The organism is Lactiplantibacillus plajomi (assembly GCF_005405405.1).
Lineage (GTDB): Bacteria > Bacillota > Bacilli > Lactobacillales > Lactobacillaceae > Lactiplantibacillus > Lactiplantibacillus plajomi.
On record NZ_BJDZ01000011.1, the window covers coordinates 66,854 to 93,425 of the forward strand.

34 protein-coding genes are annotated in these 26,572 nt (G+C 47.2%); 2 read left to right on the forward strand and 32 right to left on the reverse strand.

The genetic code is table 11. The annotated features are described in order from the left end of the window. Window positions 1-4: 4 nt before the first annotated feature. Together FFM82_RS06310 and FFM82_RS06315 are read left to right on the forward strand one after the other, a co-directional pair. The gene (locus FFM82_RS06310; protein WP_137645023.1) at window positions 5-574 is read left to right on the forward strand and encodes a Gx transporter family protein; all 570 of its coding nucleotides are present in this window, start codon (window positions 5-7) and stop codon (window positions 572-574) included. 7 nt (window positions 575-581) lie between these two features. Continuing rightward, a complete protein-coding gene (locus tag FFM82_RS06315; RefSeq protein WP_137645024.1) occupies window positions 582-1,574 on the forward strand; it encodes a polyprenyl synthetase family protein in 993 nt (330 codons plus the stop codon). An 86-nt stretch (window positions 1,575-1,660) separates the two neighbouring features. On the opposite strand, the gene FFM82_RS06320 is transcribed toward FFM82_RS06315, so the two are convergent. The 32 genes from FFM82_RS06320 to FFM82_RS06475 all read right to left on the reverse strand — a co-directional run bounded on the left by FFM82_RS06320 (window position 1,661) and on the right by FFM82_RS06475 (window position 26,301). Then, entirely contained in the window at window positions 1,661-8,233 is a 6,573-nt protein-coding gene (locus FFM82_RS06320; protein WP_137645025.1) for a mucin-binding protein, read from the reverse strand. A 771-nt stretch (window positions 8,234-9,004) separates the two neighbouring features. After that, on the reverse strand, window positions 9,005-9,388 hold the full coding sequence (rplQ, locus tag FFM82_RS06325) for a 50S ribosomal protein L17 (protein ID WP_137645026.1): 384 nt from the start codon (window positions 9,386-9,388) through the stop codon (window positions 9,005-9,007). Between the two features lie 21 nt (window positions 9,389-9,409). Continuing rightward, a complete protein-coding gene (locus FFM82_RS06330) occupies window positions 9,410-10,354 on the reverse strand; it encodes a DNA-directed RNA polymerase subunit alpha (RefSeq protein ID WP_137645027.1) in 945 nt (314 codons plus the stop codon). A gap of 86 nt (window positions 10,355-10,440) precedes the next feature. After that, window positions 10,441-10,830: a 30S ribosomal protein S11 gene (gene rpsK, locus FFM82_RS06335; RefSeq protein ID WP_003638085.1), complete on the reverse strand. Its 390-nt coding sequence runs from the start codon at window positions 10,828-10,830 to the stop codon at window positions 10,441-10,443. A gap of 24 nt (window positions 10,831-10,854) precedes the next feature. Then, a complete protein-coding gene (gene rpsM / locus FFM82_RS06340; protein WP_137645028.1) occupies window positions 10,855-11,220 on the reverse strand; it encodes a 30S ribosomal protein S13 in 366 nt (121 codons plus the stop codon). A gap of 27 nt (window positions 11,221-11,247) precedes the next feature. Beyond that, on the reverse strand, window positions 11,248-11,367 hold the full coding sequence (gene rpmJ, locus FFM82_RS06345; protein WP_083491579.1) for a 50S ribosomal protein L36: 120 nt from the start codon (window positions 11,365-11,367) through the stop codon (window positions 11,248-11,250). Window positions 11,368-11,403: 36 nt separating this feature from the next. Next, on the reverse strand, window positions 11,404-11,622 hold the full coding sequence (infA, locus tag FFM82_RS06350; RefSeq protein ID WP_003638082.1) for a translation initiation factor IF-1: 219 nt from the start codon (window positions 11,620-11,622) through the stop codon (window positions 11,404-11,406). A 179-nt stretch (window positions 11,623-11,801) separates the two neighbouring features. Further along, window positions 11,802-12,452: an adenylate kinase gene (locus tag FFM82_RS06355; protein WP_307722438.1), complete on the reverse strand. Its 651-nt coding sequence runs from the start codon at window positions 12,450-12,452 to the stop codon at window positions 11,802-11,804. 63 nt (window positions 12,453-12,515) lie between these two features. Beyond that, complete coding sequence (secY, locus tag FFM82_RS06360) at window positions 12,516-13,811, reverse strand: preprotein translocase subunit SecY (protein WP_137645030.1); 1,296 nt, start codon at window positions 13,809-13,811, stop codon at window positions 12,516-12,518. Window position 13,812: 1 nt separating this feature from the next. After that, a complete protein-coding gene (gene rplO / locus FFM82_RS06365) occupies window positions 13,813-14,244 on the reverse strand; it encodes a 50S ribosomal protein L15 (RefSeq protein ID WP_137645031.1) in 432 nt (143 codons plus the stop codon). 31 nt (window positions 14,245-14,275) lie between these two features. Continuing rightward, the gene (rpmD, locus tag FFM82_RS06370; RefSeq protein WP_137645032.1) at window positions 14,276-14,458 is read right to left on the reverse strand and encodes a 50S ribosomal protein L30; all 183 of its coding nucleotides are present in this window, start codon (window positions 14,456-14,458) and stop codon (window positions 14,276-14,278) included. 16 nt (window positions 14,459-14,474) lie between these two features. After that, window positions 14,475-14,975: a 30S ribosomal protein S5 gene (rpsE, locus tag FFM82_RS06375; RefSeq protein ID WP_137645033.1), complete on the reverse strand. Its 501-nt coding sequence runs from the start codon at window positions 14,973-14,975 to the stop codon at window positions 14,475-14,477. Between the two features lie 20 nt (window positions 14,976-14,995). Continuing rightward, window positions 14,996-15,361, reverse strand: a complete 366-nt coding sequence (rplR, locus tag FFM82_RS06380) for a 50S ribosomal protein L18 (protein ID WP_307722437.1) — start codon at window positions 15,359-15,361, stop codon at window positions 14,996-14,998. 34 nt (window positions 15,362-15,395) lie between these two features. Further along, a complete protein-coding gene (rplF, locus tag FFM82_RS06385) occupies window positions 15,396-15,932 on the reverse strand; it encodes a 50S ribosomal protein L6 (protein WP_137645034.1) in 537 nt (178 codons plus the stop codon). A gap of 29 nt (window positions 15,933-15,961) precedes the next feature. Next, window positions 15,962-16,357 carry a 30S ribosomal protein S8 gene (gene rpsH, locus FFM82_RS06390; RefSeq protein ID WP_137645035.1) on the reverse strand — a complete coding sequence of 132 codons (396 nt, stop codon included), beginning with the start codon at window positions 16,355-16,357 and terminating at the stop codon, window positions 15,962-15,964. A gap of 32 nt (window positions 16,358-16,389) precedes the next feature. Then, entirely contained in the window at window positions 16,390-16,575 is a 186-nt protein-coding gene (locus FFM82_RS06395) for a type Z 30S ribosomal protein S14 (RefSeq protein ID WP_003638073.1), read from the reverse strand. A 20-nt stretch (window positions 16,576-16,595) separates the two neighbouring features. Then, on the reverse strand, window positions 16,596-17,138 hold the full coding sequence (gene rplE, locus FFM82_RS06400; protein ID WP_003638072.1) for a 50S ribosomal protein L5: 543 nt from the start codon (window positions 17,136-17,138) through the stop codon (window positions 16,596-16,598). Between the two features lie 29 nt (window positions 17,139-17,167). Then, complete coding sequence (gene rplX / locus FFM82_RS06405; RefSeq protein ID WP_137645036.1) at window positions 17,168-17,482, reverse strand: 50S ribosomal protein L24; 315 nt, start codon at window positions 17,480-17,482, stop codon at window positions 17,168-17,170. Between the two features lie 33 nt (window positions 17,483-17,515). Continuing rightward, on the reverse strand, window positions 17,516-17,884 hold the full coding sequence (gene rplN / locus FFM82_RS06410; RefSeq protein WP_137645037.1) for a 50S ribosomal protein L14: 369 nt from the start codon (window positions 17,882-17,884) through the stop codon (window positions 17,516-17,518). A 40-nt stretch (window positions 17,885-17,924) separates the two neighbouring features. After that, on the reverse strand, window positions 17,925-18,194 hold the full coding sequence (gene rpsQ / locus FFM82_RS06415) for a 30S ribosomal protein S17 (protein WP_137641593.1): 270 nt from the start codon (window positions 18,192-18,194) through the stop codon (window positions 17,925-17,927). A 22-nt stretch (window positions 18,195-18,216) separates the two neighbouring features. Further along, window positions 18,217-18,411, reverse strand: a complete 195-nt coding sequence (rpmC, locus tag FFM82_RS06420) for a 50S ribosomal protein L29 (protein WP_024624521.1) — start codon at window positions 18,409-18,411, stop codon at window positions 18,217-18,219. Then, window positions 18,401-18,835: a 50S ribosomal protein L16 gene (rplP, locus tag FFM82_RS06425; RefSeq protein ID WP_137645038.1), complete on the reverse strand. Its 435-nt coding sequence runs from the start codon at window positions 18,833-18,835 to the stop codon at window positions 18,401-18,403. Before rplP ends, rpmC begins: the two co-directional genes overlap by 11 nt. 2 nt (window positions 18,836-18,837) lie before the next feature. Further along, window positions 18,838-19,494 carry a 30S ribosomal protein S3 gene (gene rpsC / locus FFM82_RS06430; protein WP_137645039.1) on the reverse strand — a complete coding sequence of 219 codons (657 nt, stop codon included), beginning with the start codon at window positions 19,492-19,494 and terminating at the stop codon, window positions 18,838-18,840. 12 nt (window positions 19,495-19,506) lie between these two features. Next, window positions 19,507-19,854, reverse strand: coding sequence for a 50S ribosomal protein L22 (gene rplV / locus FFM82_RS06435; protein ID WP_137645040.1), 348 nt, complete (start codon window positions 19,852-19,854; stop codon window positions 19,507-19,509). 16 nt (window positions 19,855-19,870) lie between these two features. Further along, the gene (gene rpsS, locus FFM82_RS06440) at window positions 19,871-20,146 is read right to left on the reverse strand and encodes a 30S ribosomal protein S19 (RefSeq protein WP_137641596.1); all 276 of its coding nucleotides are present in this window, start codon (window positions 20,144-20,146) and stop codon (window positions 19,871-19,873) included. Window positions 20,147-20,188: 42 nt separating this feature from the next. Then, the gene (rplB, locus tag FFM82_RS06445; protein ID WP_137645041.1) at window positions 20,189-21,028 is read right to left on the reverse strand and encodes a 50S ribosomal protein L2; all 840 of its coding nucleotides are present in this window, start codon (window positions 21,026-21,028) and stop codon (window positions 20,189-20,191) included. Between the two features lie 23 nt (window positions 21,029-21,051). Continuing rightward, window positions 21,052-21,345: a 50S ribosomal protein L23 gene (rplW, locus tag FFM82_RS06450; RefSeq protein ID WP_137645042.1), complete on the reverse strand. Its 294-nt coding sequence runs from the start codon at window positions 21,343-21,345 to the stop codon at window positions 21,052-21,054. Then, on the reverse strand, window positions 21,345-21,968 hold the full coding sequence (gene rplD / locus FFM82_RS06455; protein ID WP_137645043.1) for a 50S ribosomal protein L4: 624 nt from the start codon (window positions 21,966-21,968) through the stop codon (window positions 21,345-21,347). The genes rplW and rplD overlap by 1 nt, the downstream gene beginning before the upstream one ends. 18 nt (window positions 21,969-21,986) lie before the next feature. Further along, on the reverse strand, window positions 21,987-22,616 hold the full coding sequence (rplC, locus tag FFM82_RS06460; RefSeq protein ID WP_137645044.1) for a 50S ribosomal protein L3: 630 nt from the start codon (window positions 22,614-22,616) through the stop codon (window positions 21,987-21,989). A gap of 37 nt (window positions 22,617-22,653) precedes the next feature. Beyond that, window positions 22,654-22,962, reverse strand: coding sequence for a 30S ribosomal protein S10 (gene rpsJ / locus FFM82_RS06465; RefSeq protein ID WP_003638059.1), 309 nt, complete (start codon window positions 22,960-22,962; stop codon window positions 22,654-22,656). 456 nt (window positions 22,963-23,418) lie between these two features. Next, complete coding sequence (locus tag FFM82_RS06470) at window positions 23,419-24,267, reverse strand: Cof-type HAD-IIB family hydrolase (RefSeq protein WP_137645045.1); 849 nt, start codon at window positions 24,265-24,267, stop codon at window positions 23,419-23,421. Between the two features lie 108 nt (window positions 24,268-24,375). Further along, window positions 24,376-26,301, reverse strand: coding sequence for a serine hydrolase (locus FFM82_RS06475; RefSeq protein WP_170178237.1), 1,926 nt, complete (start codon window positions 26,299-26,301; stop codon window positions 24,376-24,378). Window positions 26,302-26,572: the final 271 nt, after the last annotated feature.

Here is a 26,572-nt window from a genome sequence, read left to right on the forward strand (position 1 = left end):
GCCATTGAATAATTCATTTGAACAATCAAATAAGACCCACCGCAATATTTACATTGCGCTCCTGGTTGCTCAAGGCGTGATCATCGGGATCTTGGAGCGGATGATTCCCTTCCCGTTCGCATTTGCACCGGGAGCCAAACTCGGGCTGGCTAACCTGATCACGGTCGTGGCACTATTTACGTTATCCTTTCGTGACGTGATTACGTTAACCTGGCTCCGGTTGATCCTGACCGCCCTCATCGGTGGCAGCATGTCAACCTTTCTTTACAGTTTCGGTGGCGCCTTCCTCAGCCTATTTTCGATGATGCTGGTTAAATTACTGGGACCTAAACGGGTCAGCATCATCGGCATCTCGGCAACCGGAGGCGTCATGCATAACGTGGGTCAGCTGATAGTCGCTAGCCTAATTGCCCAGACCTGGACCGTCATGCTCTACCTGCCGGCAATGTCGATTATCGGCATCGCCGCCGGGGTCGCCCTGGGGATTGCGGCCAACTACCTGTTTACCCACGTGACCACCCTGAGTTATTTAAAGTTTCACCATGAAAAACATCCCAGTCAGAAAAAGGAGTAACCTCTTTATGCAAACGGCAACGCAATTACACCCAATTTGGCGTGATTATCCGGACTTGCAGCCGGAGCTCATCCAAGTCATGCAACTCATGACGGATAACATTAATATCCAGGATCAAGCCATTACGGATGCCATTTTGGCGATGATCCAAAGCGGTGGTAAGCTGCTCCGACCGGCGTACTGCCTGCTCTTTTCACAATTCAAAGACACGGACCGCGACCGGATGATTGCGCTGGCGGCTTCACTAGAAACCCTCCACACGGCCACCCTGATTCACGATGATATCGTTGACGATTCCGAACTGCGGCGGCACCAAGCAAGCATCCAAGCCCAATTTGGGAAGGACATCGCGGTCTATGCCGGCGACTACCTATTCGTGGTCGTTTTCAAGATTCTCGCCCAGTATTCCAGCAGTTTTAAGAGTATTCAGTTAAACTCGCAGAACATGGAAAAGATCCTGATCGGCGAGGTCCAACAAAAGGACCGCCACTACCGCATCGACATCACAATGGACGACTATAAACAGCAAATTCAAGGAAAAACGGCCGAGTTATTCGCGTTAAGTTGTTTTCTCGGCGCCTTCGAATCCGGACAGTCCGGTTTGTTTGCGAAGCGCGCCCAAACGGCCGGCTTAAACATCGGGATGGCCTTCCAAATTTTGGACGACATTCTTGATTATCAGCAAAGTCAAACTGAGATCGGTAAGCCGGTTTTAGAAGATATTGCGGAAGGTGTCTACACGTCACCGTTAATCTTTGCCCTTCAAACTAGCGCCCGTAAAGACTTGTTACCGCTAATGCGGCTACAAGGTAAAATCACACCGGCTCAACGGCAACAGCTGCAACAACTCGTGATTGACGCTGGCGGCGTGCAAAGGGCCCAGGAACTCGCCACCGCCTACACGAACACGGCGTTGCAAACGCTGAACAAATTGCCTAACCAACCCGCTAAGCAAACGTTAATCCAGTTAACCAGCCAACTGTTGACCCGGACGAATTAATCGCACTTCAAAAAAGGTCCCCCGCTAATTTGCGAGGGACCTTTCGTTAGTCCGATTGGCTAACTGTCAGTTGGCCTTATTATTAATTAATGCTTTTTCAACGTTATCAACCCGCTCAGAACGCTGGTCAGGGCTAAGGCGGCTAACCCTAGTGCCGACGCATCCGAAGCTTGTTCATCCGTTTGCGGTAACTGTCCCGTTGTCGCCGCGTCCTTCGATGTCGCACGTTGCGTACGGGTCGTTACACTGGCCGTAGCCGGCGTGACTGCTGCGGACTGGTGCTGTTTGGTACCAGTTTGCTGGCTCGTCGGGACAACCGGCGTGGTTGGTTGGTCAGCATGACCAGTCTGAGTAGTGCCCGCTTGCGAACGTTCATCCGTTTTTGTCTCAGTTGGTTGAACTTGGTGATAAGTAACCGTCACGGTGCCATCCACCGTCGTAGCCGCAACGTCCATGGCCGCGACCCGTGCTAAGTCAGCATCAAAGCCGTCCATTGCGGGGGTGGCAACTTCAGCGAATTCAGTTACGTCAGCCGCAACCCATTCGCTAGCCGTAACGTCGCCAGTCACTTGGTCAGTCGTTTCATCACGCGTAAAGTTGACGATCTGCTTAACGCTTGGCTGCGCCGTTTGACCATCGGTGTAGACATAGTTAATCGTCCGCGTTACCGTGTGATGGCCAGCAACCGTGACCTGACCGTGCTTTAAGTGGACCGTGTAAGTTTGTGGTTCAGTTTGATCATAACTAATGCCCGTTGCTGGGAAGTCACTAGAAACCAGTTCATAACCGGCCGCGTTGTAACTCGCAAGCGCATCCGTTGTCCGGTAAGCATCGCTAGTCCCATAATCACCCGTTAGGCTAACTTGGTCCAAGGTCGCCCCCGTCGTATCGTCGACGTAGGTCACCGTGGCCGTTTCGGCATTTGGCGCGTAGCTAATCTCGATGACCGTATCTTGAAGATCTGCTGGTAAGCCCATCGCGGGTACTTCATCACCGTTCAGTGAGTGGTAGCCCGTAACACTTGGATTCTTCAAGGCATCAAATTCATCTTTTCCAATTGCAGTCCAGGCACCCTTAGTCACCTCGTTCGTTACCATGTCGGTGACACTACTGCGTCCGATTGGTAACTGATCAACGACGTCAGCAAGTGCTTGGCGACCGTCAGTGAAGTGGTAGTGAATCGTCCGCGTTACCGGTTGCCGATCAAAGGATTTGCTGAGTTTGTGAGTCAGGGTCACGTCGTAGTTTGGCGTCACGCCGTCCTGATCGAAGGTGATCCCATCGGTTGGCGTCTCATCTTGTTCCAGCTCATAGCCCTTGGCGACCCAGGTGGCAATATCCTGCGCCGTCCGGTAATCGCTGGTCGTCAGGTAATCACCATTAAGCTGCTTAACGGCCAAGGTCTCACCGGTCGTATCGTCCTTGTAAGTGACCGTTGCATGCTCGGTGTTTACGCCGTAAGTAACCGTCTCAACGCTATCAGTAGTCTCGGCAGTAACCGTTTGGGCCTTAACCAAGGCCGTGTCCGGGGTATAGCCCTTGATTGCTGGCGTAGCAACTTCAGCCAGGGTCGTCACGTCGTCAGCAACCCAGTCAGTCGTCGTAACGTCGCCAGTCACTTGGTCAGTCGTTTCATCACGCGTAAAGTTGACGGTTTGCTTAACACTTGGCTGCGCCGTTTGACCATCGGCGTAGACGTAATTGATCGTCCGCGTGACAGTGTGATGGCCCGCAACCGTGACCTGGGCGTGCTTTAAGTGAGCCGTGTAAGTTTGTGGTTCAGTTTGGTCATAATGAATGCCTGCCGCTGGAAAGTCACTGTCAACCAGTTGATAACCGGCCGCTTCGTAATCCGTAATCGCTGCTTTAGGACTGTATACATCCTTGGTGCCAAAGTCACCGTTTAACTTGACCGTTGTTAAGGTCTTACCCGTCGTATCATCGACGTAGGTCACCGTCGCCTTTTCGTTATCGACCTGATAAGTAACCGTCTCAACATTATCGGCGGTATCCGCGGTAACCGTTTGGGCCTTAACCAAGGTCGTATCCGGGGTATAGCCCTTAATCGTTGGTGTAGCAACTTCAGCCAGGGTCGTGCCGTCATCGGCAACCCAGTCAGTTGGCGTCATAACGTGCGTGACTTGGTCAGTCGTTTCATCACGCGTAAAGCTAATGGTTTGCTTAACGCTTGGTTGCGCCGTTTGACCATCGGTGTAGACGTAATTGATCGTCCGCGTTACGGCGTGATGGCCGGGAACTGTGGCCTGGGCATGCTTTAAGTGAACCGTATAAGTTTGTGGTTCGGTCTGATCATAACTAATGCCCGCCGCTGGAAAGTCACTGTCAACCAGTTGATAACCGTTAGCTTCGTAATCCGTGATCGTATCCTTAGGACTGTAAGCATCCTTGGTACCAAAGTCACCGTTTAATTTGACGGTTGTTAAGGTCTTACCCGTCGTATCGTCAACGTAGGTCACCGTGGCTTGTTCGTCAATCGGGTTATAGGTTACCTTAACCAGACTATTCTCATCATTAGCAGTAACCGGCTTAGCGGCCACTACTGGCTGTTCAGTCGTATAACCCGTAATCGTTGGCGTCTCAACTTGGGCAAACGTGGCGCCGTTGACTGGCTGCCAGTCCGTCGGCGTTTCCGTCCCCGTTACGTTGTCGGTCGTAACCGTCCGCGTAAAGGCCAATTGCTGGTTAACGTCCGGTTGCGCGCTCGTTCCATTCTGATAAACGTAAGTGATGGTCCGCTTGACCGTCTGGTTTTCAGTCCGGTCAGTGGTGCCGTGGGTTAAATAAACGGTGTATTTCTGGTCTTGCGTTTGATCATAGCGAATACCGGCTTCAGGAAAATCACTCTTTTCAAAGTCGTAACCATTAGCTTCGTAATCCGCGATGGTCGCCTTAGGATCGTAAGCATCCGCCGTCCCAAAGTCACCGTTCAACTCAACCGTTGTTAAGGTCTTACCCGTCGTATCATCGACGTAGGTCACCGTCGCCTTTTCATCATCAACTTGATAAGTGACCGTTACGACGTTATCGGCGGTATCGGCAGTCACCGGTTGTGCCGCAACCAAGGTAGTGTCCGGCGTATACCCCGTAATCGCTGGTGTGGCGACTTCCGCCAAGGTCGTGCCGTCATCAGCCACCCAGTCAGTTGGCGTCATAACGTGCGTCACTTGGTCAGTCGTTTCATCGCGTGTAAAGTTGACGGCTTGCTTGACGCTCGGCTGGGCCGTTTGACCATCAGCATAAACGTAGTTGATTGTCCGTGTTACGACATGATGGCCCGGAACCGTGACTTGGGCGTGGGTCAAACGTACTGTGTAATCCTGCTGCTTGGTTTGATCATAACTGATTCCGGCGGTTGGGAAGTCACTGTCAACCAGTTGATACCCGGCCGCTTCGTAAGCAGCAATTGCCGTCTTAGGATCGTAGGCATCCTTAGTCCCGAAGTCACCACTTAAACTAGCCTGATCTAAAATGTCGCCAGTCATGACGTCTTGGTAGGTCACCGTGGCGTATTCAACGTTCGGATTGTAAGTCACTTTGACCGAAACGTCCTGATCATCGGCACTAACCGTCTTGGCGGCCACCCCCAGCAAATCAGCCGTGTAACCCGTAATCGTTGGCGTGTCAACTTGGGCAAACGCGGAACCGTTGATTGCTTTCCAAGCTGTCGGCGTTTCCGTCCCCGTGACGTTATCGGTCGTGACCGTCCGCGTAAAGGCCAATTGCTGGTTAACGTCCGGTTGTGCAGTCGCTCCATTCCGATAAACGTAAGTGATGGTCCGCTTGACCGTCTGGTTTTCAGTCCGGTCGGTGGTGCCGTGGGTTAAATTAACAGTGTATTTCTGGCCCTGCGTTTGATCATAACTGATTCCAGCCGCTGGAAACTCGCTGTTAACCAGGACGTAACCGTTAGCTTCATAGTCCTTAATTGCATCCGCCGTTCGATAATCATCCTTAGTACCGTAATCACCGCTTAAGTTTTCCACTTTTAAATTTTTACCAGTCGTAACGTCGCGGTAAGTGACCGTCGCGTATTCGGTGTTGGCCTTGTAAGTGACCGTTTCATGATGGTCTTCATCACCAGCCGTCACAATCTGTTCCGCAATCTGATCAATGGTTGGGTGATAACCCGTTAATTCAGGTGAGGTCACCGCGTCAAAGGTCGTTTTAGTGGCAGTTGCCGGTTGGTTGCCGTCCGCGTCGTCCCCAGCAGGAGTGCTGACGACCCAATCGCTAGCTGCAACCGTTTTGCCGGTCACTTGGTCGATAGTTAACGTCCGTTCAAAGGTCCGGTGTTGTACTGCCGAATCGAAGGCGGTACGTCCGTCTTCGTAAACGTAATCGATAGTTTGTGAAATTACCTTAGTTGCCGATTGCGGCTTCTGAGCGTGCGTTAAATGGACGGTGAAAACTTTTGGCGTCGTCCAGGTAATGTCGACCCCGTCGGCTGGAAAATCGCTGCTGACGACTTGGTAGCCCTTTTCAGCTAGTTGGTCGATAGTTGTCGCCGTCGGATTGTCGACGTGACGATTAAAGACACCGCTGAATTCGTCATTAGTAACTGTTTGTGCCGTCACATCGTCCACGTAATCGACCCGGGCCGTTTCATTTAGTGGCGAATAGGTTACGGTAACCTTTTGGTCGGTTGCACCGTTTGGATCCGGCGTTTCGGCTGCAACTTGCAGTTGGTCTGCACGGTAACCAGTAATCACCGGGCTATGCACGGCCGCATACTGGTTAGTCTGGTCCGCGGTCCAGGCACCGTGTTGAACGTCGCCGGTAACCTGATCACGCGTATTGGTCCGCGTAAAGCTGAGCGGTTGCGTGACTGACTTAGCCGCTGAATGACCATTTTCATAAACGTATTGAATGGTCCGCTGAAGCGTTTTAGTTTCCGTTGCGGTTTCCTGCCCGTGCTTCAACGTGACGGTGAAGACCGGTTCAGTTTGACTGCCAAAAACGTAGCCGGCTGGGAAACCATCTTGTACTAATTGGTACCCCTTAGCCGTTAGCTTGGCAATTTGGTTAGCCGTCGTATATTCACTTTGGCTGTCGTACTGCCCGCTGATTGCATCAGTCGTAATTGTTTTGCCGGTCGTCTGGTCAACGTAGTTCACGGTTGCACCTTCGTTAGCTAAGGCGTAAACGTAAGTGACCGTCCCGTTTTCGCCCCAGTTCGCTAACGTACCACTCGTCGCGATACTGCCATCAGCTAATCCTTGGAACGTATAGTGCGGAATCGTCAACTGACTCGTTTGATAAGTCTTACCCGCAAATTTACCGTCCGGATAAGTGACGTCACCGGTCGTTAACTCCTGCCCGTTTTGATCAACGTACTTGACGTTAACGGTTGCGGCTTGGTAGTAATCAAAGCTGTTAATCTGGAATTGTTGCAGGTTTGAATTTTCCCCCGTCGCCGCCGCGATGAAGAACGCTAACGCGTCGTTATTAATCCATTGCGAAACGTCGGCCGTCCACTGGTGATTATCGTAATTGATGGTCATTTGTTTGGTTTGACCATCGTAGTCAACTTGAATCGACCGCCACTGGTCACGACTGGGTTCGCTGATTCCCTGAGCGGTCTTCGCATCGGTGTACACAATCCCCTGATTATCGGTGTGGATAAATGACCCGTAGGCTTTCCCCTGCCCTTGACCACGGCTAATAAATCCCAAAAATCCCTTATGGTATCCAAACGCTTCTGGATCACTGCCAATATACTGGCCACGGTTCTCCTCGTCCCAGTACGTGTCGGCCTTCCAGCCGAAAGCTCCGTTCAGTTTACCCAAACCGGCCGCCCCACCGTCAAGACCAACCTTACTAGTTTCATCATTATGAAAGCCAAACGAGACACCGTCCGCGCCACCGTGTCCCTGAGACTTAGTCCCTAAGTTAATGGACCCATTCAGACTGAAACTCTGATTCATGTTAATTTTGGTTTTTAAGGTCACGTTCCCCGAATGACTCTTTTCGTCCGGCGTTAACGTCACGGTTCCCGTTCGCCGATTGTAACTGGCACCGTTACCATTGACCTGGAAATAGTCTTCAAAGTTGTCCTTAGTGACCCGTACTTTGCCGTTTGTCGTAGCCGGCGTTGATTGTTGCTTAGCCGCTGATTGAACCGCACTGGTGGCTAAAGCCGCTTTGCTTGATGCGGCCTTTGCTGCCGACTTAGTGTGCAAAGTTGTCGTCGTGGCTTGTTGCTTAGCCTTGGCACGCGGTTGCTCAGATTGAGCCGCCTCGACTGTTGGGGCTTCGGATTCCGTGGCTGGTGCATCCTTTACCGGTGACGGCGTAGACTTTGGTTCAACTGCTGAGTTAGCTGTCGCTGAATCAGCCGTTCCCGCTTGCGCGTCCTCGCTAGCCGCACCGCTTTGATCCATCCCTTCGCTGGCAGCGGATTGGTCATCACCGGCTGACGCTGTTGATTGCGATGCTGGCGCCGCGCTGTTTTCCGTCTGTTCACCACTAACGACCGTTGCCGGTACCTTAGCCGTGATTGTCGCTGCTGCCGCATGTTGTGGCAAACCCTGTAATCCTAGACCGACTGAAAAGAGGGTAATCCCCAGGACGACCCACTGTTTGCCGCGCTTATGCATCTTAAAGTGAGTCTTGGCCTCACCGAACCATTGCTTCCCCAATATTCTCGCTCCTCCAAAAAAATATTTAATCGAGATAAATAAGTTAAATCATCTGATTATTAATCATAATATTTATATATTATGAGTTCATAAATACGATTTCAAGGGCATTTTTCACCAATAAAACACCCGTATGATTGCATTTAATGATAATTAGGAAGCTTGAAGAAATGTGGGTTAAACCTAATAGTAGTATTAAGGTTGAGCTTTCTAAAAGATACATCTATCTAATCGTCAAGATAAGCTTATAACTAGTACTAGCCGTAATTCCGCTAATCAACCAGTCAGGTTAATCAAGCCAAAGCGGTAATCCGTGGGGTCGTACGATCCACAAAAAAATCGGCGCAATAAACTGCGGATATTCGGTTAGTAAATCGTCATTAACTGATGAGCGCAGTTAATCGTCAAAAATAATTAATAATTTATTTTCATCAGTTAGTTGGCATCAATCATTTTCGACTGATTAATAGGCTAAGTCGAGCTAATGCGTGAACGCAAAAAAGAAGCTATGACATTAGTCACCGCCCCTTGTCCGTCTCCGAATGTGAATAGCCAAAACTCAGCCGACTTTGGTCATACTCTCAAAAAAAGCCGCTAACCCATTTTAAAACGGGTTAGCGGCTTCGGCTGGCGCCAAAAAAAATCACTTAGGACTGCGATATGCCATCTATGTTCAACATAAACAACTTCCGAACTAGACTTGGATACAGTTGTATCCATCATCGTAGCGTCCGTCAATCATCAATCCCAGTGATCCGTAAAACAATTTAATTAGTCAACGAGTTCCAAGACAACCATTTGTGCACCGTCGCCACGACGAGGCATAGTCTTGTAAATTCGTGTGTACCCACCATTGCGGTCAGCATATTGAGGACCTAAGTCACTAAATAGCTTTTGCAAAGCGGTTTGTACAGCCACGTTGTCGCCATCTTCCTTAACATCGGCAACGACGTCACGCATGAAAGTAGCAGCTTGACGACGGGCGCTTAAATCACCCTTCTTTGCCAAAGTGATCATCTTGTCGGCAGTTGAACGAACTTCCTTAGCACGGGCTTCGGTCGTTTCGATCTTGCCGTTAACGATCAATGAAGTCGTTAAATCACGGAGTAAGGCACGACGTTGTGAACTTGTACGTTGTAATTTACGGTAACTCATGAACGGATATCCTCCCTTGTATTAGTCTTCTTTGCGTAATGATAACCCGAGGTCAGCTAATTTTGCTTTAACTTCTTCGAGTGACTTGCGTCCAAGGTTGCGAACCTTCATCATATCAGCTTCAGTTTTGTTAGTTAATTCTTGAACCGTGTTGATACCAGCACGCTTCAAGCAGTTGTATGAACGAACCGAAAGATCAAGCTCTTCGATCGTCATTTCTAACATTTTTTCCTTATGCGTTTCTTCCTTCTCGACCATCACATCAGTGTTCTTAGCTTCATCAGTGAGATTTACGAAGATTGAAAGGTGATCAGTCAGGATTTTGGCTGATAGACTAATGGCTTCACTTGGAGTGATTGAACCATTTGTCCAAACGTCTAAGGTTAACTTATCGAAGTCATCACGTTGACCAACCCGAGTGCTTTCTACTTGGTAGTTCACCCGTTCGATTGGAGAATATAATGAATCAACAGCTAAAACGCCAATTGGCATATCATCTTCACGATGTTTGTTATCCTCAGCGGAAACATAACCACGACCAGTATTAGCGGTCATACGCATATGGAAGTGTGCACCATCCGCTACGGTACAAATTGCTAAGTCAGGATTTAAGACTTCAACGTCCGCGTCACCGATGATATCACCGGCCGTAACGTTGGCAGGACCCTTAACGTCGATTTCCAACGTCTTAGTCTCGTCTGAATTCAACTTAAGCGCGATCTTCTTGACGTTCAGGATGATAGCCGTAACGTCTTCGGTTACGCCTTCCACCGTTGAAAATTCATGAAGAACACCGTCAATTTGAATACTCGTAACAGCAGCGCCAGGTAAAGAAGAAAGAAGAATCCGACGAAGTGAATTCCCTAAAGTTGTACCATAACCACGTTCAAGCGGTTCTACAACAAACTTACCATAGTTGTCGTTTTCATCAATTTTATGAATGTTAGGTTTTTCAAATTCAATCATTCTTATCTTTTACCCCTTTCAAAACGCGTGGTGTTTAGTAGTTGTGCGCACACAATGAAGTTTGCCCTCAAAATGAACGTCACAGATTAAACACGACGGCGCTTTGGAGGACGAGAACCATTATGAGGAACTGGCGTAACATCGCGAATTGCACTAACTTCCAAACCAGTAGCTTGTAAAGCACGGATGGCAGCTTCACGACCGGAACCAGGGCCTTTAACAGCGACTTCAACAGTCTTCATGCCATGTTCCATTGAGGCCTTAGCAGCAGCTTCTGCGGCCATTTGAGCAGCAAAAGGAGTTGACTTACGTGAACCCTTGAAACCTAATGAACCAGCTGATGACCATGCAACGGCGTTCCCTTGCATGTCAGTGATCATAACAAGTGTGTTGTTAAACGTTGAATGGATGTGAGCCACACCGGATTCAATGTTCTTTTTTACCCGACGACGACGGGTTGTCTTTCTAGTAGCCATAAAATTCGAAAACCTCCCTTATAATTATTTTTTACGTCCAGCGATGCTGACCTTTTTACCCTTACGAGTACGGGCGTTGTTCTTCGTGTGTTGACCACGAACTGGTAAACCACGACGATGGCGCATCCCACGGTATGAACCGATTTCTTGCAATAACTTGATGTTTAAGTTGACTTCACGACGTAAGTCACCTTCAGTTTTGTAACCGTCAACGACGGCACGAATCTTATCTTCCTGGTCAGGAGTTAAGTCGCGTACACGAACGTCTTCTGAAACACCGGCTTCAGCAAGGATCTTCTGTGCAGAAGTGTTACCGATACCGTAGATATAAGTCAAACCAATGACAATACGCTTGTCACGTGGTAAGTCAATCCCTTCAATACGAGCCATTAATATTTCACCTCCGAATTATCTGAATTATTTACCTTGGCGTTGCTTATGCTTTGGGTTAGCAGAGCAAATAACCATTACGCGGCCTTTACGGCGAATAACTTTGCAGTGTTCGCACATTGGCTTTACAGATGGTCTTACTTTCATGAATTTTTACCTCCTATAAGGTACAAGGCGTCGGTCCTACTTGAAACGGTAGGTAATCCGACCCTTAGTCAAATCATAAGGTGACATTTCAACCGTAACCTTGTCACCAGGCAAGATGCGAATGTAGTGCATCCGGATTTTACCCGAAACGTGTGCCAAGATCTCAGCGCCGTTTTCAAGTTCAACTTTAAACATCGCGTTAGGCAACGTTTCTTTGATAGTCCCTTGAATTTCGATGACGTCTTCCTTTGCCAAACTAGTGTCCCTCCCTTATCTTCTGGTTTCGTGTAACCACGTATTTGGTCCGCTTTTCGAACCAGTCATTGTCTAATCATAATATTAAAAAAACATTAAGTCAGTCAACGGCTAAACCTGAATAAGTTTATCACAACGGCATTTGAAAAGCAAACGTCGTCCATTCGGAACGCTTGGTTTTAAAGGTTATCAAGAATCTTTTTGATATCTTGATAAACATCATCAATGTCGCGGTCACCGTCGACATTATAAAGTAATTTTTCTTGACCGTAATAATCGATCAACGGCGTGTTCAACTTAACGTTCACGTCTAACCGGTTCTTTACGGTTGCGGGCTTGTCATCATCACGTTGATAAAAGTCATGACCGCCACACACGTCGCAAGTCCCTTCAACTTTAGGCTTGTTGTAGATCTTGTGGTAAGTTGCGCCACACTTGCGACAGATGAAGCGTCCGGAAAGCCGTTCAACTAACACTTCCGGATCAACGTGAATATTAATCACGCCGTCCAGCGGTTTGTTGAGGTCTTCACCGATTTGCTTCAATGCGTGGGCTTGGTCAATGTTACGTGGATAACCGTCAAGCAGGAAGCCGTTCTTTGTATCGGCTTCGGCTAACCGGTCGCGAACGATGCCGTTAGTGACTTCGTCCGGAACCAGGTTACCGTCGTCGATATACTTCTTGGCTTCGAGGCCCATTTTGGTTTCGTTCTTAATTGCTGCCCGGAAGATGTCCCCCGTTGAGATATGCGGAATATCGAAGTCTTCGAGGATCTTCTGTGCTTGAGTACCCTTTCCGGCACCGGGTAATCCCATTAAAATCAGGTTCATTGTTGCCATATTTTTTCCTCCTAAAAGTACAAATGTGCTGAGTTTCCCCAACACATTCGCTGATTAACGGATAAAACCGACGTAATCGCGTTTCATCATTAATCCTTTAATTTGACGAATAGTTTCAAGGGCAACCCCGACAACGATCAGTAAGCTGGTCCCACCTAAACCAATGGATTCATCCAGACCCCAAATATCAGAAGCTAATAATGGAATCAAGGAAATCAACCCAAGGTAGAGGGCTCCGACCGTACTTAACCGCATCAATAATTTTGAAACCCAGTCCTGCGTATCTTTACCCGGCCAAACGCCAGGAATATAGCTGCCTTGCTTTTGCAAGTTCTTCGACAGCTTTTCAGGATTAACCTGAACAAAGGCATAGAAGAACGTGAAGAGCACGATCAGTACGGTATATAAAATCGCACCGGTTGTTGACTGCATATTAAAGATGTTCGTCATGACTTGGTACCAGGTATCGCCACCATGACTGGATTGGAAACCTAGTAAAATCGTTTGGGGCGTTGCAATGAAGGAACTCGCGAAAATAACGGGAATAACCCCGGCAACGTTCACCTTCAGTGGTAAATAACTACTGTCAGGCGCACCAGCTGCACGACGGGTATATTGGATTGGAATCCGGTCATTAGCTTGCTCAACCCACGTTACGAACATAACGATGATTAAAACAATAACCACTAACCCAAGAACAAACAATCCACTTTGCCACCAATCGCTCATTGAGACGTTGGCAAATTGTTCTTGATAAATTTGATAGATTGAGGTTGGCATCCGAGCAATGATCCCGGCGAAGATGATAATGGAAACCCCATTACCGATCCCACGGTCCGTAATCATATCCCCCATCCAAGTCGTCAACATCGCCCCACCTGTCAGGATTAACCCAATGGTGAAGTAAGTGTTGAGACCCGGGTTATCAACTAATTTAAGTTGACTTAGGGAGTTGAACCCGGCAGTAATCCCAATCGATTGAAGGAACGCTAAGGCGATTGTCAGCCAGCGGGTCGCTTGATTAAGCTTCCGCCGACCAACTTCACCTTGTTTGCCCCATTCAACAAACTTAGGAACAATGTCCATTTGTAACAATTGAACGATGATTTGTGCAGTAATGTAAGGGGATACCCCCATAGCAAGGATGGAATAATTTGTTAAACCGCCACCACTGAATGTATTCAACATACTTATCAGTCCGGTCGACGCAATCGATTGAAGCGCCTGGGCGTTAACCCCCGGAACTGTGATATAAGAGCCAAGACGAAATACAATCAAAACGCCCAAGGTGAACAGAAGTTTATTCCGAATATCCTTTACTTTGAGAGCGTTCTTCATGGTAGTCAGCAAATTAGATCACCTCAGTTTTACCGCCAGCAGCTTCGATAGCCGCAACAGCCGTTGCGGAGAACTTGCTTGCCTTAACTGTTAATTTTTTGTTGAGTTTACCATTACCAAGAACTTTAACGGCAGCACTCTTCTTAACTAAACCGGCTTCCTTTAATGATTCTGGTGTTACTTCGGCACCATCGTCAAAACGGTTTAAGCCGTCAAGGTTAACAACCGCGTATTCTTTACGGTTAATGTTAGTAAATCCACGCTTTGGAATCCGACGGTACAATGGCATTTGGCCACCTTCGAACCCTACACGAACTTTACCACGCGCCTTTTGACCCTTTTGGCCACGACCAGAAGTCTTACCATGGCCACTTGAGTCACCACGACCAATGCGACGACGCGTAAAACGTGAGCCTTCACTTGCTTGCAATTCATGTAACTTCATTTAGTAGGCACCTCCTCTTTGAAAATTTAAATTACTTGATGATTTCAACATCGACTAAGTGAGCGATGTGGAAAATTTGTCCGCGAGTTGCTGCGTCATCAGGTTTAACAACGGAACTGTTGATCCGGTTTAAGCCTAATTCCTTCACAATTTTACGTTGCTTAGGAAGACGGTGAGCTGCGCTACGAACTAAAGTGATCTTTAATTGAGCCATGTTGTTTGTCCTCCTATTATTCAGCTAAATGTTCGGCTGAGACACCACGTAAAGCAGCGAATTGTTCAGCAGTCTTCAAGCTCTTCAAACCTTCGAACGTTGCACGTACAACGTTAACTGGCGTGTTGGAGCCAAGGCGCTTACTAGTAACATCGTCAACGCCGGCTAATTCCATGACGGCACGAACGGCGCCACCAGCGGCAACCCCAGAACCTTCAACGGCTGGCTTAAGCAAGATGCGGCCACCACCGTAAACACCAATTGTTTCGTGAGGAATGGTGGTACCAACCATTGGTACAGTGATCAAGTTCTTTTTAGCAGCTTCGGAAGCTTTCCGAATTGCTTCTGGAACTTCTTGAGCCTTACCAGTACCGAAACCAACGTGTCCTTTGTGGTCACCAACGATTACTAAAGCAGCAAAACGTAAGCGACGACCACCTTTAACAACTTTAGTAATCCGGTTGATGGCAACAACGTTATCGTCAAGATCTAATTTTGATGGATCAATGAAAGTCATATGGTATTATTCCTCCTTTGTTAGAATTTAAGTCCGTTTTCACGAGCGGCTTCAGCCAAGGCTTGAACCCGACCGTGATATAAGTAACCGCCACGATCAAAGACTACGTCAGAGATCTTCTTTTCAGCAGCTCGTTTAGCAACAACTTCACCAACTGAAGCAGCTTGTTCGGTTTTGTTGTTACCCTTAACTTCGCTATCTAAAGTTGAGGCACTTGCGAGCGTTACACCCTCTACATCATCAATAACTTGAGCGTAGATGTTTTTGTTTGAACGATAAACATTTAAGCGTGGGCGCTCAGCAGTACCAGAGATTTTACCACGAACGCGTGCATGACGACGTTGGCGGGTTTGATTCTTATCTGGTTTTGAAATCACAATAGTCACCTCTATATATTAGTATGGACAGCTCTAAGCTGCATTATTTACCAGTTTTACCTTCCTTACGACGAACATATTCATCGACGTAACGAATCCCTTTACCCTTGTAAGGTTCAGGTGAACGAACGGCACGAACTTCGGCAGCAAAGTCACCGACAGCTTGCTTACCAATACCAGAGATATTGATGTGCGTGTTGTCCGGAACTTCGATGCTCAAACCTTCGGGCGTTTCGAATTCAACAGGATGGGAATAACCAACGCTTAATACTAACTTCTTGCCTTGCAATTGGGCACGGTAACCAACACCGACCAATTGAAGGTTCTTAGTAAAGCCATTAGTGACCCCTTCAACCATGTTGTTAACATTAGCACGGGTAGTACCGTGTAATGCCTTCATCTTGTAGTCATCAGATGGGCGCGTGAATTTAACTTCGTTGCCTTCAACTGACATCGTAATTTGACTGTCGATGTTACGCGTCAAAGTACCCTTAGGACCCTTAACCGTAACGACTTCACCAGCTTGTGATACTTCTACCCCAGCAGGTAGTTCAATTACTTTATTACCAATACGACTCACTTACTTGCACCTCCCGTCTTAATTATTGATTACCAAACGTAAGCTAAAACTTCGCCGCCAAGCTTCTTAGCGCGAGCTTCTTTGTCAGTAATAACGCCTTCTGAAGTTGAGATGATTGCGATCCCTAAGCCGTTTAAAACCTTAGGAACAGCATCAGCTTTGACGTATGAACGTAAACCTGGCTTTGAAATACGCTTCAAACCAGAAATAACCCGTTCGTTATCCTTACCATACTTCAAGAAGACACGGATGATGCCCTGTTTGTCATCATCGATGTATTCAACGTCGCGAACAAAACCTTCATTCTTTAAAATTTCGGCAATGCTGCGCTTGATTTTTGATGCAGGAACTTCTAATGAATCGTGACGTACCATGTTAGCGTTACGGATACGAGTCAAGAAATCTGCGATTGGATCAGTCATCATGAAAGTTTAACCTCCTTTAACTTGGGTTCGTTTTACCAGCTGGCCTTTTTCATGCCAGGGATTTGACCTTTGTGGGCCAGGTCGCGTAAGCAGATACGGCACAAGTGGAATTTACGGTAAACTGAATGTGGACGACCACAACGTTCGCAGCGAGTGTAGTTTTGAACGTTAAACTTTGCGCCACGTTTTTGTTTAGCAATTTGTGATTTTTTAGCCAACTTCGATTAACCCCCTTCGATTATTTAGCAAATGGCATGCCAAATTGAGTTAACAGCTCACGTGATTCTTCATCACTATCAGCCGTTGTGACGATTACAATGTCTAAACCGCGAACACGGTTAACATTATCATAGTTGATTTCTGGGAAGATCAATTGTTCACGGACACCCAATGTGTAGTTACCGCGACCATCAAATGAACGAGTACTTACACCATGGAAGTCACGAACACGTGGTAATGAAACGTTGATCAACTTGTCCAAGAAGTCATACATACGTTCACCACGTAAGTCAACTTTGGCACCAATTGCCATACCTTCACGAAGACGGAAACCAGCGATAGATTTCTTTGCCCGGGTAACCAGTGGCTTTTGACCGGAGATCAAAGTCAATTCTTCAACTGCTTCGTCTAAGTTCTTAGCATTAGTAACTGCATCACCAACACCCATGTTCAAAACGATTTTTGCCAGCTTTGGTACTTGCATTACTGAAGTGTAGTTGAACTTGTCAACTAATGCTGGGACGATTTCTTTTTCATATTGAGCTTTTAAACGGTTTTCCATGAAACTTGCTTCCTCCTTTCAGTCAGTTTTTAGTTTTCTAAGTCCTTACCGGACTTCTTAGCAAAACGGACACGCTTGCCATCATCTTCGCGACGAACACCTAAACGAGTAGGTTCGTTAGTCGAAGGGTCGATGAACATTACGTTCGAAATATCGATTGGAGCTTCGATATCAACAATCCCGCCTTGTGGGTTAACGTTCGTTGGTTTTTGGTGTTTCTTGATCTTGTTAACACCTTCAACAACGACACGGTTCTTGGCAACGAGGACCTTTTTAACAGTACCTTCTTGACCACGATCCTTACCGCTGATTACACGAACTTTATCACCAGTTTTAATCAACATTAGGTTGCGCACCTCCTTATTTACGGTGTGTGATTACAGAACTTCTGGAGCTAATGAAACGATACGCATGAAGTCCTTATCACGTAATTCACGAGCGACAGGGCCAAAGATACGAGTACCTTGAGGCGTCTTGTCTTCTTTGATAATAACTGCAGCGTTTTCGTCGAACTTGATGTATGAACCGTCAGCGCGGTGAACACCAGACTTCGTCCGGACGATTACGGCTTTAACAACATCGTGGGCTTTGACAACACCACCGGGTGTTGCTTGTTTGACCGTAGCGACGATGATATCACCAATGTTAGCAGTCTTGCGACCAGAACCACCTAATACCTTAATAGTAAGGATTTCACGGGCACCGGAGTTGTCAGCAACTTTTAAACGACTTTCTTGTTGGATCACAGTAAGTGTCCTCCCTTCATGTAATTTTATTCAGCTTAAACTAGATAATAACAGCTTTTTGAACGACTTCAAGTAAGCGGAAACGCTTAGTAGCTGAAAGAGGACGAGTTTCCATGATCTTGACGATATCGCCAATGTGGGCTTCATTGTTTTCATCATGAGCCTTGTATTTCTTTGAATAACGAACACGCTTACCGTAAACCGGGTGGTTCTTGTAAGTTTCGCGTACGACAACGATTGTCTTATCCATCTTGTCGGAAACGACGCGTCCTTGAATAACCTTACGGCTATTACGAGTATCTTCACTCATTCGTGATTGCCTCCTTTATACTCTACTTGTTTAATTCTTGTTCACGCAACGCAGTTTTGATACGCGCAATGTTCTTACGAACTTGTTTTAAACGAGCGGTGTTTTCAAGCTGACCAGTGGCCAATTGAAAACGCAAGTTGAAAAGTTCGTCTTTATAAGACTTTTCTTTTTCGAGCATTTCAGCAGTGGACAATGCTTTAATTTCCTTAGCCTTCATCTGATTCGCCACCTACTTCCTCGCGCTTTACAATCTTAGTTTTCACAGGTAACTTCGTGCCAGCTAAGCGTAAAGCTTCGCGTGCAACTTCTTCAGGAACGCCACCGACTTCAAACATAATCTTGTTACGTTTTACTGGGGCAACCCAACCTGCAGGAGCACCCTTCCCATTACCCATCCGCACACCAACACCTTTTTCAGTGTAAGACTTGTGAGGGAAAATCTTAATCCATACTTTACCGCCACGCTTCATGTAACGGTTCATAGCAACACGGGCAGCTTCAATCTGCCGGTTGCTGATCCAGTGTGATTCGAGAGTTTGTAAACCGAATTCACCAAAAGCAACTGTCTTACCGCCTTTAGCTTCACCGCGCATTTTACCACGGTGAACACGACGGTACTTAACCCGTTTAGGTACCAGCATGTTTAGTTTCCTCCTTTAGCTGCAGATTTCTTTTCTGGCAAGATTTCGCCACGGTAGATCCAGGTCTTAACACCTAACTTACCGTATGTGGTCCGTGCTTCAACCCATGCGTAATCAATGTCCGCACGGAGCGTATGCAACGGAACCGTTCCTTCTGAGTAAGATTCGACACGTGACATGTCGGCACCGTTCAAACGACCAGCGACTTGGGCCTTAACACCCTTGGCACCAGAACGCATCGTACGTTGCATTGCCCCACGCATTGCGCGACGGAAAGCAACCCGGCCTTCAAGTTGACGTGCGATACTTTCACCAACTAATTTAGCATCTAAATCAGGTTTCTTAATTTCGATGATGTTGATGTGTACTCGCTTACCAGTTAAATTGTTTAATTCTTTACGAAGAGCTTCAACTTCAGAACCACCCTTACCGATAACCATCCCTGGCTTTGCGGTGTGGATTGAAATGTTAACGCGGTTTGCAGCGCGTTCGATTTCAACGGTGGAGACGGAAGCGTCGGCAAGTCGTTGTTCGATATACTTACGGATGCGTAAATCTTCGTTCAAGTAGGCAGCAAAATCTTTTTCAGCATACCATTTTGCGTCCCAATCGCGAATGATTCCTACACGTAATCCGGTTGGATTTACTTTTTGACCCACGCGTTATCCCTCCTATTTTTCACTAACTGTGATCGTGATGTGGCTTGTCCGCTTGTTGATTGGGGAAGCAGAACCCTTTGCCCGTGGACGGAACCGTTTTAAGGTTGGTCCTTCGTTAACAAAGGCTTCGCTTACGACCAAATCTTCACGATCTAAGTCAAAGTTATTTTCAGCGTTAGCAACTGCTGAAAGCAATACTTTTTCAACTACTGGAGATGCACCCCGTGGAGTGAACTTCAAAGTTGCTAAAGCTTCAGCAACGCTCTTACCTCTGATAAGATCAACGACTAGGCGGACCTTACGAGCGGCAATCCGAACAGTTTTTGCAGTTGCACGTGCAGATGTTACTTGTTCAGCCATTCTTTTATCCTCCTAACTACTTCGTTTTCTTATCGTCAGTACCATGACCATGGAAAGTCCGTGTCGGTACAAATTCACCTAACTTATGACCAACCATATCGTCTTGGATGTAAACTGGGACATGCTTGCGCCCATCATATACAGCGATAGTGTACCCAATAAAACTTGGGAAAATTGTTGAACGACGTGACCACGTCTTGATGACAGATTTCTTGTCAGAATCAGATTGTGCATCGATCTTGTTTAAAAGATGCTGATCTGCGAAAGGTCCCTTCTTTAAACTACGACCCATCGTGTGACCTCCTCTCGAGAACTACAGTAAATTCAAATATAATTAGTGTTTGCCTGGGCGACGACCACGAACAATAAGCTTGTTTGAACGAGCTTTGGTGTTCCGAGTCTTCTTCCCAAGGGTCTTCTTGCCCCATGGAGACATTGGAGATGGATGACCGATTGGCGCTTTACCTTCACCACCACCATGAGGGTGATCGTTAGGGTTCATTACAGAACCACGAACCGTTGGACGCTTACCTTGCCAACGAGTACGGCCGGCCTTACCAGAATTGATCAATTCGTGTTGTTCGTTACCAACAGTACCGATAGTGGCACGGGCAGTAAGGAGAACTAAACGAACTTCACCAGAAGACAAACGAACAATGGCGTACTTGCCTTCCTTACCAAGTAATTGAGCAGACGCACCAGCTGAACGAGCTAATTGGCCACCCTTACCAGGCTTCAATTCGATGTTATGAATAACAGTACCAACTGGAATGTTCGTTAATGGCAATGCGTTACCAACCTTGATGTCGGCATCGGCACCTGATTGAACTGACATGCCAACTTCCAAACCTTTTGGTGCTAAGATGTATGATTTCACACCGTCAGCGTAAACTAATAATGCAATGTTAGCTGTCCGGTTAGGATCATATTCGATTGCTTTGACGGTTGCAGGAACGTTGTCCTTAATCCGCTTAAAGTCAACCAAACGGTATTGTTGCTTATGACCACCGCCACGATGACGAACAGTAATGTGACCATAACTGTTACGACCGGCAGTATGACTTTGTGAGTCTAATAATGACTTTTCAGGCTTCGTCTTAGTGATTTCTGAGAAATCTGAAGCAGTCATGTTACGACGGCCGTTAGTGGTTGGTTTATACTTTCTAATACCCACTAGAGTTACCTCCTAAATTAGATTTATTGTTGATCGTCGTTGAACAACTTAATTTCGTTAGAATCAGAACTTAAGGTAACAATAGCCTTACGACGCTTCTTAGTGTAGCCGGCGTAACGACCTTGACGCTTAAACTTCCCTTTAACGTTCATTACGTTAACTTTAACGACCTTAACATCGAAGATTTCTTCGATTGCTTTTTTAACTTGTGTTTTAGTAGCCTGTACGTTGACATCAAATGTATAGCGCTTGTCGTCCAAGTCAGCCATTGATGCTTCAGTGATTACAGGACGTAAAATTACATCGCGTGCTTCCATTATGCGAGCGCCTCCCCTAATTGATCGAGGGCTTTTTGGGTAACGACTAATTTGTCACTATTAGCGACGTCTAAGACGTTAACACCTTTGGCTTTAAGGATCTTAACATTTGGTAAGTTACGACCTGCCAAAGCAGCCTTTTCATTGTCCTCTTCAACCAAAACAAGAGTCTTGGTGTCTACATTGAGGTTATTTAATACGTTAGCAAATTCCTTCGTCTTAGGTTGATCGAAAGCTAAGCCTTCAACTGCAACTAAGTTGTTGTCTGCAACCTTTTGAGAAAGGACAGACTTCAAAGCTAAGCGCATAACCTTCTTAGGTAATTTGTAGCTGTATGAGCGTGGAGTTGGTCCGAAGACGATCCCACCTTTACGCCATTGTGGCGAACGGATAGAACCTTGACGCGCACGACCAGTACCCTTTTGACGCCATGGTTTACGACCACCACCGCGACGAGCACTACGGTTCTTAACTGCGTGAGTTCCTTGACGCATTGATGCACGTTGCATCAAGATGGCATCAAAAACAACGTTTTCGTTTGGTTCAATACCGAACACAGCGTCGTTTAAAGTAACGTCACCATTTTGCGTACCGTCTTGTTTATATAATGCTACGCTAGTCATGTATTATGTCCTCCTTCCTTATTTACTCTTAACTGATGTTTTAATCGTTACAAATGATTTGTTTACGCCAGGAACATTCCCTTTGATCAACAAAACGTTGTTTTCAACGTCGGCGCGAACAACTTGTAAGTTTTGCATCGTCCGTTGGTGATTACCCATCCGGCCAGGTAACTTCTTACCCTTGAAGACACGGTTGATAATGGCACCCAATGAACCTGGACGACGGTGGTAACGAGAACCGTGAGCCATAGGACCACGACGTTGACCGTCTTTGTGGATGTTACCTTGGTAACCATGACCTTTGGTGATACCCGTAACGTCGACGGCGTCTCCGGCTGCGAAAATGTCAGCCTTAACTTCGTCACCTACTGTGTAATCTCCAAGCTCAACATTACGAATTTCACGAATGAAGCGCTTAGGAGTCGTTTTTGCTTTTGCTGCATGACCTTGAGCAGGTTTGTTCGTCAAGACTTCGCGCTTGTCGTCAACACCTAATTGGATTGCTTCGTAACCGTCGTTTTCAACAGTCTTAACTTGCAACACAACGTTAGGTTGAACTTCGACAACTGTAACTGGGACTAATTCCCCGTTTTCAGTGAAGACTTGCGTCATTCCTACCTTTTTCCCTAAGATTCCTTTAGTGGTCATGAGTACACCTCCAATTAATTGATTTTAGTTAAATAAATTAAAGCTTGATTTCAATATCTACACCGCTAGGCAAGTCTAACTTCATTAATGAGTCGACCGTCTTAGGCGTTGGGTTAACGATATCGATTAACCGCTTGTGAGTCCGCATTTCGAATTGTTCACGTGAGTCCTTAAACTTATGTGGTGAACGCAAAACGGTGTAAATCGTCCGTTCCGTTGGTAAAGGAATTGGGCCTGAAATAGTAGCACCAGTTCTCTTTGCCGTTTCGACAATCTTGTCAGCTGACTGATCAAGAATGCGGTGTTCGTATGCCTTTAAGCGAATACGAATTTTTTGCTTTGCCATTGTTGTGACCTCCTTCGTCTATTTTGAAAATAAGACTAGCTCCGTGAAAATTACCGCCACGTCCCATGACAATGTGGCCGGGCGTGTCGCAACCTTTCACATCCAAGCTAACTACGACTACTTGATGTTAGGGGGATACACTTATCCCCTTTAAAATACCAAGCACAATCTATAATAAATGAAAAGCTTTGTAATATCAAGTGCTTTTGCACTTTTTTCTAACTATCGCTGTATACCGTGTTACCTTTTTTGAACCAGCATTAATAAATGTAACATAAATCCGGTTTGATTAGTAGTGCTTTTAAGGATTTATTTAATTTATTCCTGTTTCGAGTAACTTGATAAACAGCACAAGGAAAATAATACCACAGCAACGGCTATTTGACCGTCGATTTGCACTCGCAACTTCAGTACGATAACTCGTTTCTTCTATATTATAGGAAGATTATCTCGTCCTTAGTGCGCCCCGTCATCCTCAACGCCACTGACAAGCCTGCTCAACACGTTTAACACACCGTCAGCGTTGTTACTACTCGTTAGGTGGTGCGCCTGTGCTTTGACGGCCGCAACGGCGTTTGCCATGGCATAGCTGTGTGGTGTCAGCCGTAACATGCTCAAATCATTCTCATTGTCGCCGAAGGTCATCAGCTCACTTGGTTGGACGTGGTACGCTTGCATCAACGCTTTTAAGCCGGTCGCCTTGTTCACGTGCGCCATGCTGATCAGTTCCGTGTTATAGCCGGACGTTTGACTTGCTAATCCTACGGGTAGCTGCTGCCGAAGTCCGGTCATTGCGGTCGAAAAGTCAACCTGGTCGGCAAACGTGATACCGATACTCGTAATCTGATCATCGAGCCGGGCGGGCGTGACTCCCGCTAAGTCCGGTACCCGCTTTAAATGGTCATAGTAATAATGGGTTTGCTGGTAGCTAGCCGCTGACATGCGCTCATCCACGTAGGCCGACTTGACCCCCACTACTAAGTGCTCAGCGACTTCGCTCGGTTGAAACTGGTGTTTAATCGTTTGTAACGTGGCCGTTACCGCGGCAGCCGGCATGGCCGTGACGATCAACGGCTGGCCACCCCGATGAACGACCGCACCGTTTTGCGACACGAAATCCATTTGCTTTTGAAAGTCACCAAACTGGGTCTGCAGGCGTTGGTATTGCGACCCGCTTGCCGCCACGACCCGAACCCCGCGGGCCCGCAGTGCGCTCAGTAGTTGACCGAAACGGACGTGATCATACGTATTTTGGTCATTAAGGAACGTCCCGTCCATATCAAAAGCCACTAATTTAATTCCCATACTGCTCCCTACCTTCAATCGTTATCCGTTTAGCATACCACAGAACCGGTACGCGCCTAAATACAAAAGCAGTACCTGACAATTGCCAGGCACTGCTCATCAACGGTTTTAACTTGGTAATAAAACTTCGCGGGTCACAGCCGCCAGCTTTTCAACCAGCGTGACCCCCTCCTGCATGGTTGCGTCCCGGTTCGTATAAATCGCAATCACGTAACCATCCGCATCGTTATCTTTATCATAAACGTGACCGATACTATTAACTTGCCAGCCCAATCCACTATCACTCAAGTTCATCCAGCCATTCTTAAGCTGGTAATTAGGCGCACTTTTCGACACACCCCAACTCTGATCTGCACTAACGGTGCCCATTAAGTGCTGAATGGTTTGTTTAGATTGCTGACTTAAGTAATTAGACGGGTAAAAAATCGTTCGTAACAACTTCACCTGATCGGCCGGCGTCGTCTTGGTCATACTCCAGGACGTCAGGTGCGAAGTAGTCCCCGTCATGCCCAACTGTTGATACAAGTTATTGAGCGCGCCGTAACTACCCATCCCCTGGCCGAGCAAACTCGTCGCCGCGGCGTTGTCACTATTCCGAATCATTGACTTAGCCAGCATCTGTTCGTTCTCCGTAAACGTTAACTTTCCCTGATCACGCTGGTGAAGTAACTCGGTTAAGATCCCGGCCTTAACGGTACTGGCAACGTAAAAGCCGCTCCCATCCGGATCCTTGGTATAACGATAGCTTTGCTTCGTCTGAGCATCATAAACCGCCACCCCAACTTTAACCGTTTGTTGGTCAATAATTTGCTGCCAAGCTTGCATCAACGCCGTCTTTTGTTTGGCAGGATCAACCGCGACCGGCTTTGCCGTGCTCGTTCGAGTTGCCGGCCGACTTGAAGCTGACCGCTTAGTTGTGGGTGACCGCTGGCTTGATTTAGCCGTACTGGCAGTCGTCCGCACCCTAGTCCGGGATGCGCGCGTCACCCGTCTATCTTGATAAACGGAAAAGCTCCCTAAAATTGTTATGAACATGATGACCACACCAACGGTCCATGGTAAATAACGTTGCCCGCCTTGGTGCCAAAATACGCCGGACTGCCGGTATAACCACTCATCAAAGGTGGCAACGACGCCCGCCACAAGCAACGCTAGCCCGACCGTCCATAAATGTTCTCGCTGCGCGATCAAGGTTAAACTTGCCCACGCAATTATGTATAACGTAAAGCTTACTCGCAACGCCTGCCAGTGGCGCGCCGTTACCGGCTGCGTCTGGGCACTAATAATTCCCCAACTGGTCCCTAAGCTTCCCATCAAAAGTAGCGCAACGAGTCCCCAGTGTGATTGAACCGTTTTTAGGCTCATTACCACCACCATCTCCGTACCCATCAGCACTAGGGCCATCCAGTACGCGAACGGCGGGGTCACCTGCCAACCGATTGCGCGCCGAGAACGCGTGGCTAGACAACTCCCCAGCGCAAGCGGTATTAAGAACCAACTCGTTGGGACCACCGGCTGCGATCCTAGTAACCAGGGCAAGTTAAGCACGCCGCTGCCCCCGACAACCAGTAGCGACCAACCGACCAGTCCCCGCCGCAACGAACGTCCTTGCCAACTTAGGAGCGCCGCCGAAAATTCCCAGAGCAACCATCCCAAAACAGCAATCCCCAAGGGCCAAACCGCAATAAAAACGTTCTGCCAAGTCGCACGCCCCGTAGCTAAGTAGCTCGTCATTCCCAGAACGGGCTGAACTTGTTGCCCGTATACGCCCGAAAAGTCCGGATCTAGCAACCAGCTCGTTATGAGGCTAAAGCCAATCAACAAAACCAGTGCTTGTAAAATAAACCACCCTCCCGTAGCGAGGCGTGCGCGCCGCGGTGGCCCTGCCAATAGCCTTTTCGTGTAGCCGTATCCCAGTAGGCCGAACACCAGCGTAAAACTAACCAGCAGACCATTGATACTTGCCAATTGCCAGCTTACTAGCAATCCCACCATTGCAAAACCACCTAAACCGTACCACCGATCAAACTTCATACTAACATCGTCCTCCCGTGACATTAAGCTTAACCTTGTTATATGTATTATAATAGTATCGTTTACGGTAGTGATAATCAACATAAGTTAACAAATCGCCCGATCGTTCCCCCAATATTTTCACAACACGACAAAAAAAGCCCCGGACAGCTGTCCGGAGCTTTAAATATCTGGCTCTATGATATTTGGTGTTGATGGATAAAAACCATCAACACCATTTTTTATGCACAACAAAAGGACATACCGTCCTGTGCTACAATCTAGTCGACCA

Excerpts from the sequence above, each read along its gene's own strand:
- rpsS (WP_137641596.1), bottom strand. The coding sequence starts at position 20,146 with ATGGGTCGTAGTTTAAAGAAGGGACCTTTCGCAGATCAGCATCTTTTA.
- rpsJ (WP_003638059.1), bottom strand. The coding sequence starts at position 22,962 with ATGGCAAAGCAAAAAATTCGTATTCGCTTAAAGGCATACGAACACCGC.
- FFM82_RS06315 (WP_137645024.1), top strand. The coding sequence starts at position 582 with ATGCAAACGGCAACGCAATTACACCCAATTTGGCGTGATTATCCGGAC.
- rpmD (WP_137645032.1), bottom strand. The coding sequence starts at position 14,458 with ATGGCTCAATTAAAGATCACTTTAGTTCGTAGCGCAGCTCACCGTCTT.
- FFM82_RS06355 (WP_307722438.1), bottom strand. The coding sequence starts at position 12,452 with ATGAACCTGATTTTAATGGGATTACCCGGTGCCGGAAAGGGTACTCAA.
- rpsQ (WP_137641593.1), bottom strand. The coding sequence starts at position 18,194 with ATGAGTGAAGATACTCGTAATAGCCGTAAGGTTATTCAAGGACGCGTC.
- rplP (WP_137645038.1), bottom strand. The coding sequence starts at position 18,835 with ATGCTGGTACCTAAACGGGTTAAGTACCGTCGTGTTCACCGTGGTAAA.
- rpmJ (WP_083491579.1), bottom strand. The coding sequence starts at position 11,367 with ATGAAAGTAAGACCATCTGTAAAGCCAATGTGCGAACACTGCAAAGTT.
- rplD (WP_137645043.1), bottom strand. The coding sequence starts at position 21,968 with ATGACTAGCGTAGCATTATATAAACAAGACGGTACGCAAAATGGTGAC.
- rpsH (WP_137645035.1), bottom strand. The coding sequence starts at position 16,357 with ATGATGACTGATCCAATCGCAGATTTCTTGACTCGTATCCGTAACGCT.
- rplQ (WP_137645026.1), bottom strand. The coding sequence starts at position 9,388 with ATGAGTTACCGTAAATTACAACGTACAAGTTCACAACGTCGTGCCTTA.
- rplC (WP_137645044.1), bottom strand. The coding sequence starts at position 22,616 with ATGACCACTAAAGGAATCTTAGGGAAAAAGGTAGGAATGACGCAAGTC.
- rplW (WP_137645042.1), bottom strand. The coding sequence starts at position 21,345 with ATGGAAGCACGCGATGTAATTTTACGTCCTGTAATCACTGAAGCATCA.
- rplE (WP_003638072.1), bottom strand. The coding sequence starts at position 17,138 with ATGGAAAACCGTTTAAAAGCTCAATATGAAAAAGAAATCGTCCCAGCA.
- FFM82_RS06475 (WP_170178237.1), bottom strand. The coding sequence starts at position 26,301 with ATGAAGTTTGATCGGTGGTACGGTTTAGGTGGTTTTGCAATGGTGGGA.
- rpsE (WP_137645033.1), bottom strand. The coding sequence starts at position 14,975 with ATGACTTTCATTGATCCATCAAAATTAGATCTTGACGATAACGTTGTT.
- rplO (WP_137645031.1), bottom strand. The coding sequence starts at position 14,244 with ATGAAGTTACATGAATTGCAAGCAAGTGAAGGCTCACGTTTTACGCGT.
- FFM82_RS06470 (WP_137645045.1), bottom strand. The coding sequence starts at position 24,267 with ATGGGAATTAAATTAGTGGCTTTTGATATGGACGGGACGTTCCTTAAT.
- rplV (WP_137645040.1), bottom strand. The coding sequence starts at position 19,854 with ATGGCTGAACAAGTAACATCTGCACGTGCAACTGCAAAAACTGTTCGG.
- rplX (WP_137645036.1), bottom strand. The coding sequence starts at position 17,482 with ATGTTGATTAAAACTGGTGATAAAGTTCGTGTAATCAGCGGTAAGGAT.
- rpsM (WP_137645028.1), bottom strand. The coding sequence starts at position 11,220 with ATGGCTCGTATTGAAGGGATTGACTTACCACGTGACAAGCGTATTGTC.
- rpsK (WP_003638085.1), bottom strand. The coding sequence starts at position 10,830 with ATGGCTACTAGAAAGACAACCCGTCGTCGTCGGGTAAAAAAGAACATT.
- rpmC (WP_024624521.1), bottom strand. The coding sequence starts at position 18,411 with ATGAAGGCTAAGGAAATTAAAGCATTGTCCACTGCTGAAATGCTCGAA.
- FFM82_RS06330 (WP_137645027.1), bottom strand. The coding sequence starts at position 10,354 with ATGATTGAATTTGAAAAACCTAACATTCATAAAATTGATGAAAACGAC.